Below are 8979 nucleotides of genomic sequence, written 5' to 3'. Positions count from 1 at the left end.
GTGCGCGGCGGGGCGCCCCCGCAGGGCGTCGAACGCAACCACGTCGTACATGTCCGCTGCCTCCGCACGTTCGACGCCCGAGGAGGTGCCCCGCCGCGCGCCCGACCCCGACGGCCCCTCACGTGCGGGCCGCCCCCGGGGTACCGCTGTGCGGAGCAGTCCCCTACCCGCCCTTCCACCGTTCCCCGGGCTCCGCCCGGACCCGCCCTGGGGCTCCGCCCCCAGACCTCCGCGCCTCAAACGCCGGCGAGGCTGGAGGGGGACTCGGACGCCGGACGGGCTGAAAGACCCGGGGGCTCCGCCCCCAGACCTCCGCGCCTCAAGCGCCGGCGGGGCTGGAGGGAGCCCCGCGCCTCGGACGCCGGCGAGGCTGGAGGGAGCCCCGCGCCTCGGACGCCGGCGAGGCTGAACAGGCCAGGACGGGCCGGAGAGTGCGGGTGGCTGGGTTGCCCGGAGGGCAGTTTCAGCCCCGCCGGCGTTTGAGGCGCGGGGGTTCGGGGCCGGAGCCCCCGCAGCGGCGCCGCGCCGGGCGACACGCCCCGACACGCCCGCCCCACCGGCACCGCGGGAGTAGGGTCCGGCGCGTGTCGTACCTCGCCTCGCGTCGGAACCTGCTCGCCGCGGCCGCCGTGGCCGCCGTCACGGCCGCCGGGGGCGGCTCCGCCGCCATCGGCGCGCACCGCGCCCCCCACCCGCCAAGGCGGGCCACGCGCCGCCTCCTGGACGGGATGAGCCTCGCGGAGAAGGTCGGGCAGCTGTTCGTCTCGCGGGTGTACGGGCACTCCGCCACCGACCCCGACCCCGCCGACGCCGAGCAGAACCTCGCCCTGTTCGGCGTCCGCACCGCCGCCGAGCTGGTCTCCCGCTACCACCTCGGCGGGATCATCTACTTCGCCTGGGCCCACAACACCCGCACACCGCACCAGATCGCCGCGCTCTCGCGAGGCCTCCAGGAGGCCGCCCGAACCACCGGCCCCCGGATCCCGCTCCTGCTCTCCACCGACCAGGAGCACGGCATCATCGCCCGCATCGGCAAGCCCGCGACCCTCCTCCCGGGAGCGATGGCCCTCGGCGCGGCCGGCTCCCCCGCCGACGCCGAACGGGCGGCCCGCATCGCCGGCGCCGAACTCGCCGCCATGGGCGTCCGCCAGGACTACGCCCCGGTCGCGGACGTGAACGTGAACCCGGCCAACCCGGTGATCGGCGTACGGTCCTTCGGCTCCGACCCGCGGGCGGTGGCGGCCCTGGTCGCCGCCCAGATCAGCGGCTACCAAAGCGCGGGCGTGGCGGCCACCGCCAAGCACTTCCCCGGTCACGGGGACACCGAGACCGACAGCCACCTCGGCCTGCCGGTGATGCGGCACAGCCGCGCGCAGTGGGAGGAGCTGGACGAGCCGCCGTTCCGGGCCGCGGTACGGGCGGGCGTGGACGCGGTCATGACGGCCCACATCGTCTTCCCGGCACTCGACCCCTCGGGCGACCCGGCGACCCTCTCCCGGCCCATCGTCACCGGCATCCTGCGCGAACGCCTGGGCTTCCGGGGCGTGGTGGTCACCGACGCCCTGGACATGGCCGGGGTCCGCCAGAAGTACGGGAACGAACGCATCCCGGTGCTGGCCCTGCTGGCCGGGTGCGACATGTTGCTGAACCCGCCGGACCTGGCGCTCGCGCACCGGAGCGTCCTGGCGGCCGTGGAGGCGGGGGAGCTGAGCGAGGCGCGCATCGACGAGTCGGTGCTGCGGATCCTGGAACTGAAGGCCCGCCGGGGCCTGTTCGAAGCCTCCGTCACGGATGCCGCGGTGGACGCCACCGTCGGCGTCCCCGATCACCTCGCCGCGGCCGACGAGATCGCCGCCACCACGACGACCCTGCTCGCGAACCCGACGGGTCTGCTGCCCTTCGACCCGAGCGAGGCCCCCCGGCTGCTCGTCACGGGCACGGACCCGGTCTCGCCCACGGGTACGACCGGACCCACCACGGCCGTTCTGGCGCGGGAGCTGACCGCCCTGGGGTGCCGGGCCACGGCGGCGCCGCCCGCCCGCGCGGTGGCCGCCGCGGCCGGTCAGGCGGCGGTGCTCGTGTGCACGTACAACGTCCCGGAAGGGGAGAGCGCCCAGCGCACGCTGGTCGAGGACCTCCGGGCCACCGGGGTACCGGTGGTCCTGCTGGCGGTCCGCAATCCGTACGACCCGGCCCGGCTGCCCACCTGCGCCGCCGAGCTGGCGACGTACTCCTGGACGGACGTGGAGATGCGGGCGGCGGCCCGGGTGCTCACCGGGACGGTACGGCCCTCGGGCCGCCTCCCCGTCCCGGTACCGGGCCGCTACCCGCTGGGCCACGGGCTGACCTACTGAAGCCAGTGGGTCGGCCCGCGGCCCCGACGGCCTACGGCCGCAGCTGCGGCTCCCGCCGGAGGTCGACCTGGTCGAGCACCGCGTCCGGCGCCGCCAACGGCTGCGCCACCGAGGTCGCGTTGCCCGCGAGGGACGGAGCCGCGGCCGGAGCCACCCCGGCCCACTGCTGGATCTTCGCGGTGGCCAGGGCCTTCTCGCCGTCGAGGAGCTTGGCGACGTTGGCCCCGTGGTTGGCGCCCGGCGCGATCATGACGTAGCTGTCGCGCACCCCGTAGCCGAGGTGGAACGGCTCGGCGCCCCACGGGTCGTTCTGCCCGTACACGAACAGCATCCGGTCGGCGTTCTTGCGGACCCAGTTGTCCACGTCCCGCATGGCCGCCGGCTGGAAGGTCATCGGGATGTCGCGGGGCACGAAGTTGCGCGGCGGCTGGTAGCCGTAGCGGCTCAGGCCGGCCAGGTGCGGCTGCTTGATGTCCGGGGAGCCGAGCTGGGTGCCCGCCTGGTAGTAGTACGGCGTGTACGTCTCCAGGCCCTGGTCGGCGTAGGCGGAGAAGCCGGAGATGGTGTCGACCGTGTCCCAGATCTCCTGGTCGCTCGCGGTGGCGGCGGTGGGGATCGTGGCGCAGTCGGCGAGCAGGCTGTACTGCCAGAAGGCCCACACGTAGTCGAGCACGACGGCCTCGTAGGCCTTGTCGAGGTTGCCGACGGTGTTGAAGGTCCAGCCGTTCTCGGCGGCGGCGGCCGCGTACTTGGCCTCCAGCGGCTCACGGCGTACGAGCGCCTCGCGCTGCACCGCGTTCAGCTTGTCGCGGCACTCCTTGGTGCCGACGCCCGCGAAGAACCGGTCGTAGGCCGAGTCCTCCTTGTTGACGACGTCGTTGGGCGCGACGTACGCGACGACGCCGTCCATGTCGCGCGGGTAGAAGCGCTCGAAGTACGTCGCCGTCATGCCGCCCTTGCTGCCGCCCGTGGCCAGCCAGTTCTTCGTGTAGATCTTCTTCAGGGCGGTGAAGAGGCGGTGCTGGTCGCTCGCGGCCTGCCAGATGGTCAGGTCGTCCCAGTGGGCCGGGTCGGGCCGCGAGGGCGTGAAGAATCGATACTCCAGCGACACCTGGTTGCCGTCGACGATGGTCGTCGGCTCGCTGCGGCGCGGGTTGGTGTTGACGTTGTAGCCGGAGGTGTAGAAGACCGTCGGGCGCGACACGTCCTTGTGCAGCAGGGTCAGACGCTGCTTGAAGGTGCCCTTCCACGGCTGCCGGTGGTCGACCGGCTGCTCGTAGTTCAGTACGAAGAAGCGGTAGCCGGGGTACGGCTTCTCCTCGATCAGGCTCATTCCGGGAATTCCGAGGATCCGGTCCTTGATGTCCGCGGCGGCGGCCGGCTCCGCGGCTGTGGCCGCTTGTGCCGTGAAGCCGGCCGCGCCCATGGTGCCGATCAGCACCACGAGCGACAGCAGCCATCCGAGCGTCTTGCGCATTCACCCTCCCCTTGAGTTCACTTCGGTCGCCGTGAACCTAGCGGGGTCAACGCGCCGCTGACCAGACCCAGTTGGGACGCTCCCTCAGCACAGGATCCAGCCGGATTCGGCCGATCCGGTCCCCACACCGCCCTTTACGTACACACACCGGTTGATCGCGCCGACCGTGACGGGTCCGGCGTACCGGGCGAAACGCCCCGCATCGCGTACGGGGGCGCCGCCGCGCGGTTGAATGCTCACCGCCATCTGCCGCCGCTCCCCCGGGACCCGTGCCACGGCCAGCGCACAGGCCTGCGTGCGCGTCTTGTACACGCGCAACTCGCCCGTCCCGAACGGCACGGTCCGCACGAGACGGCCCCCGCAGAGCCCGGCCCCCGCCCCGGTCCCGGCCGGGGCCGCGTGCGCGGCCGTCCCCGTGAACAGCCCGCCGACGCAGAGCCACAGCGCCGCCGTGAACACCCCGAGGGGCACGGCCCCCCGGCCGCGCCCCCACCTCCCCTTGAACATCCCGCGCCCCCATCGGTCGTACGTACAACGTGCGCACGCACGTACGACGCCCGGGCCTCCGGGAAGGTTGCGGTGGGTCGTCCATCGCTCGTCCATCGCTCGTAAGGGTGCATCCGCGACCGCCCGGCGGAAGAACGGAAATCCACGCCCGGACGGCCGATTACGCTGGGTTACCCGATCTCCGCCCCGCGTAGCCGTGAAAGGCACTCACGTGACGAACGACCTGCTCGACCGCAAGCTGGAGCGCTCCTTCAACCTCCTCGACTCGGACGGGAGCGGAGTGATCGACGCGACCGACATCATCGCGCTCGGGTCCCGGCTGCTGACGGCCCTGGCCGAGCCCGCCGACTCCCCCAGGGCGGACTCGGTGATGAACGGGATCGCCAACTTCTGGCAGGACCTGTTCACCGAGCTCGACATCGACCGGGACGGCAAGGTCACGCCCGAGGAGTACAAGGCGGGCATGACCCGGCTGTACGCGCAGGGCGGCCCCGCCTACGACCGCTCGTTCCGGCCGATGATGCAGGCGCTCCTCACGATCGCCGACACCGACGGCGACGGGCGCATCAGCCTTGAGGAGTTCCACCGGGCCCAGGTGGCCTTCGACACGGAGCTGAGCCCCGCCGACACCGAAACGCTGTTCCGGCGGATCGACGCCAACGGGGACGGCACCCTGACGGTGGACGAACTCCTCGACGCCGTGCGCGAGTACTACACGGGCACCGACGAGGACGCTCCGGGCAACCTGCTCTTCGGCGAGATCTGAACCGTACGGCGGTCAGGCGGCGGCCCGCTCGTCCTCCCCGACGAAGGTGCGCCACAGCTCGGCGTACCGGCCGCCGCGCGCCAGGAGTTCGGCGTGGCTGCCGTCCTCCACGACCCGGCCGCGGTCCATGACCACCACCCGGTCGGCGCGGGCCGCGGTGGTCAGCCGGTGGGCCACCACCAGGGTGGTGCGCTTGCCGGCGAGGCGGTCGGTGGCCTGGTTGACCTGGGCCTCGGTGGCCAGGTCGAGGGCAGCTGTGGCCTCGTCGAGCAGCAGCACGTCCGGGTCGACGAGCTCGGCGCGGGCCAGCGCGATCAGCTGGCGCTGCCCCGCCGAGAGGTTGCGCCCGCGCTCGGCGACCGTGTGCAGGTAGCCGCCGTCGAGCGTGGCGATCATGTCGTGGGCGCCGACCGCGCGGGCGGCGGCCTCCACCTCGGCGTCGCCGGCGTCGGGCATCCCGTAGGCGATGGCGTCGCGGACCGTCCCCGGGAAGAGGTACGGCTCCTGGGGGACGACGCCCAGCCGGTGGCGGTAGCCCGTCAGGTCGAGCTCCCGCAGGTCGGTGCCGTCCGCGGTGACGCGGCCCGAGGTCGGGTCGTAGAACCGGGCCACCATCTTGACCAGCGTGGACTTGCCGGCCCCGGTCTCGCCGACGAAGGCGACGGTCTGCCCGGCGGGTATCCGCAGGCTGATGCCGGCCAGCGCCTCGCCCTTCTCGCCCCGCTCCTCGGCCGTCCCGTACTGGAAGCGGACGTTCTCGAAGGCGATCTCCCCGCGCAGCTCGGACACCTGGTGGGGCGCCTCGGCCGAGGGAGTGGTGGTGGGCTCGCGCAGCAGCTGCTGGATGCGGCCCAGCGAGACGGTCGCCTGCTGGTAGCCGTCGAAGACCTGGGAGAGCTGCTGGACCGGGGCGAAGAACAGGTCGATGTAGAGCAGGTACGCGACGAGCGCGCCGGTGGTCAGCGTCCCGGCCTCGACCCGGCCCGCGCCCACGATCAGCACGGCCGCGGCCGCGCCCGAGGACAGCAGCTGCACGAAGGGGAAGTAGACCGATATCAGCCACTGCCCGCGGACCCTGGCATCGCGGTACGAGTCGCTGCGCTCGGCGAACCGGGCGGCGCCGGCGTACTCGCGGCGGAAGGCCTGGACGATGCGCAGACCGGACACGGACTCCTGGAGGTCGGCGTTGACGAGGCTGACCCGGTCGCGGGCGAGCTCGTAGGCGGCGACGGACTTGCGGCGGAAGACGATCGTGCCGACCACGAGCACCGGGAGGGTCGCGAAGACGATCAGCGCGAGCTCGACGTCGAGGACGAGCAGGGCGATCAGGATCCCGAAGAAGGTGAACACGGAGACGACGGCGGTGACCAGCCCGGTCTGCAGGAAGCTCGACAGCGAGTCCACGTCCGTGGTCATCCGGGTCATGATCTTGCCGGTCAGCTCGCGCTCGTAGTAGTCGAGTCCGAGGCGCTGGAGCTGGGCGAAGATCTTGACGCGGAGCGAGTACAGCACGCGCTCGCCGGTGCGGCCGGTCATGCGGGTCTCGGCGAACTGCGCGGCCCACTGCGCGACGACGACGGCGAGCGCGAGTCCGGCGGCCACCCAGACGGCTCCGAGGGCCGCCTGCTCCACGCCCTTGTCGATGCCGTGCCGGATCAGGATCGGCAGGAGCAGCCCGGCGCCCGCGTCGAGGGCGACGAGGGCGAGGCTGATGGCGAGCGGAGCCCAGAAGCCGCGCAGGAGGCGGCGCAGGCCGTAGCTCTCCTCGGCGGCCGCGGCGCGGTCCTCGTCCACGGCGGGCTCGTCGTCTGCGGGCGGCAGCGCGGCCACCTGCGCGAGCAGCTCGGGGGTGGCGGGCATGCCGGCGACGGCTCCGGCCATGGAGTGCCCGGCGCCGGGGGCCCCGGTGCCGGCGGCGGGAGCCTTCACGTCGGGCCCTTGCGTTTCCTCCCGCCGCCAGAGTTCGGGGGTCACTCCGTCCACGACCCGGCGCTTGGCGTTGACGGGCTCGGAGTCGATCTCCGCCTCGATCTCCAGGTCCTGTTCCAGTTCCAGGTCCCGCTCGAACTCGGCCATGGAGGGGGCGTCCGGGGTGCGCGGGGAGCCCGCGCCGAGGGCGTCGGGGTCGGTCAGCAGCCGCCGGTAGAGCGGGGACCTGCGCTCCAGTTCCTCGTGCGTGCCGATGTCGGCGAGCCGCCCGTGCTCCAGGACGGCTATTCGGTCGGCCAGCGCGAGCGTGGAGCGGCGGTGGGCGATCAGCAGGGTGGTCCGGCCCGCCATGACGGAGCGCAGGGCCTCGTGGATCTCGTGCTCGACGCGGGCGTCGACGGCGGAGGTCGCGTCGTCGAGGAGCAGCAGCCGGGGGTCGGTGAGGATCGCGCGGGCCAGGGCGATGCGCTGCCGCTGGCCGCCGGAGAGGGTGAGCCCCTGCTCGCCCACCTTGGTGTCGTAGCCGGCGGGCAGCGCCTCGATGAACCCTTCGGCCTGCGCGGCGCGGGCGGCGGCCCGGATCTGGTCCTCGCCGGCCTCGGGGTGCCCGTAGGCGATGTTGGCCCGGATGGTGTCGGAGAACAGGAAGGAGTCCTCGGGCACGAGGCCGATCGCCCCGCGCAGGGAGAGGTAGGTCAGCTCGCGCACGTCGTGTCCGCCGACGCGGACGGCGCCCTGGTCGGCGTCGTAGAACCGGGGCAGCAGCAGCGAGACGGTGGACTTCCCGCTCCCGGAGGCGCCGACGACGGCGACGGTCTCCCCCTCCGCCACGGACAGCGAGAACCCGTCGAGGACGGGCCGCTCGGGGTCGTACCCGAAGCGGACGTCCTCGAACTCCACGGTCGCGGGCGCGTCCGTGGGCAGCTCGTGCGTGCCCTCCCGGATCACGGGCTCGGTGTCGATGAGCTCGAAGACCCGCTCCACGCCGGCGCGGGCCTGCTGGCCGACGGTCAGGACCATGGCGAGCATGCGCACGGGCCCGACGAGCTGGGCGAGGTAGGTGGAGAAGGCCACGAAGGTACCGAGCGTCACCTGCCCGTTGGTGGCCATCCAGCCGCCGAGGGCCAGCATCGCGACCTGCCCGAGGGCGGGTACGGCCTGGAGGGCGGGGGTGTAGCGCGAGTTCAGCCGGATGGTGCGCATCCGGCCGGCGAAGAGCCTGCGGCCGGCCGCGCGCAGCTTGCCGCTCTCCTGCTCCTCCTGCCCGAAGCCCTTGACCACGCGGACGCCGGTCACGGCCCCGTCGACGACGGTGGCGACGGCGGCGGCCTGGCCCTGGGCCCACCAGGTGGCGGGGAAGAGCTTCTTGCGGCTGCGCTTGGCGATGAACCAGAGCGCGGGTGCCATGAGCAGCGCGACGAGGGTCAGCAGCGGCGAGAGCGCCAGCATGATTCCGAGGGATATCCCGAAGAGCAGGAAGTTCCCGATGGTCATGGGCAGCATGAAGAGCAGCCCCTGGATCAGCTGCAGGTCGCTGGTGGCCCGCCCGATGACCTGCCCGGTGGACAGCTCGTCCTGCCGCCGTCCGTCGAGGCGGGCGATGGTGTCGTACATGTCGGTGCGCAGGTCGTGCTGCACGTCGAGGGCGAGCCGCCCGCCGTAGTAGCGGCGTACGTAGGTCAGGCCGTAGACGAGGACGGCCGCGCCGACGAGCATCGCGGCCCAGGGCGCCATGGGCTTCGTCCGGTCGCCGATGACATCGTCGATGATCACCTTGGTGACCAGCGGCACGAGCGCCATCACGGCCATGCCGGCCAGGGAGGACCCGAGCGCGAGCAGCACGTTCGCCTTGTAGCGCCAGGTGTAAGCGGCCAGCCGCCTGCCCCACCCCTGTTTGTCCCCTGCCGCTGTCTCTGCCGCCGCCACGTGAGGCCTCCCCGTTCGTC

5 protein-coding genes are annotated in these 8979 nt (G+C 72.9%); 2 read left to right on the top strand and 3 right to left on the bottom strand.

Features of this window, described 5'->3' with window-relative positions:
• Nucleotides 1–584: 584 nt before the first annotated feature.
• Nucleotides 585–2354 (top strand): glycoside hydrolase family 3 protein, encoded by a 1770-nt coding sequence (locus ACIQ5Y_RS34080; RefSeq protein ID WP_403889501.1) that lies wholly within the window; start codon nt 585–587, stop codon nt 2352–2354.
• A 31-nt stretch (nt 2355–2385) separates the two neighbouring features.
• Here ACIQ5Y_RS34080 and ACIQ5Y_RS34075 read toward each other — a convergent pair whose 3' ends face one another.
• On the bottom strand, nt 2386–3831 hold the full coding sequence (locus tag ACIQ5Y_RS34075) for a S28 family serine protease (RefSeq protein WP_403889498.1): 1446 nt from the start codon (nt 3829–3831) through the stop codon (nt 2386–2388).
• An 84-nt stretch (nt 3832–3915) separates the two neighbouring features.
• Entirely contained in the window at nt 3916–4338 is a 423-nt protein-coding gene (locus tag ACIQ5Y_RS34070) for a hypothetical protein (protein WP_403889495.1), read from the bottom strand.
• A 211-nt stretch (nt 4339–4549) separates the two neighbouring features.
• On the opposite strand from ACIQ5Y_RS34070, the gene ACIQ5Y_RS34065 reads away from it, so the two are divergent.
• Nucleotides 4550–5104 carry an EF-hand domain-containing protein gene (locus tag ACIQ5Y_RS34065; RefSeq protein ID WP_403889492.1) on the top strand — a complete coding sequence of 185 codons (555 nt, stop codon included), beginning with the start codon at nt 4550–4552 and terminating at the stop codon, nt 5102–5104.
• Between the two features lie 12 nt (nt 5105–5116).
• Here ACIQ5Y_RS34065 and ACIQ5Y_RS34060 read toward each other — a convergent pair whose 3' ends face one another.
• On the bottom strand, nt 5117–8959 hold the full coding sequence (locus ACIQ5Y_RS34060; protein WP_403889489.1) for an ABC transporter ATP-binding protein: 3843 nt from the start codon (nt 8957–8959) through the stop codon (nt 5117–5119).
• Between the last annotated feature and the right edge of the window lie 20 nt (nt 8960–8979).

It is taken from the genome of Streptomyces sp. NPDC096339 (assembly GCF_044762985.1).
GTDB lineage: Bacteria > Actinomycetota > Actinomycetes > Streptomycetales > Streptomycetaceae > Streptomyces.
This window is presented reverse-complemented; position numbering and strand designations above follow the sequence as displayed.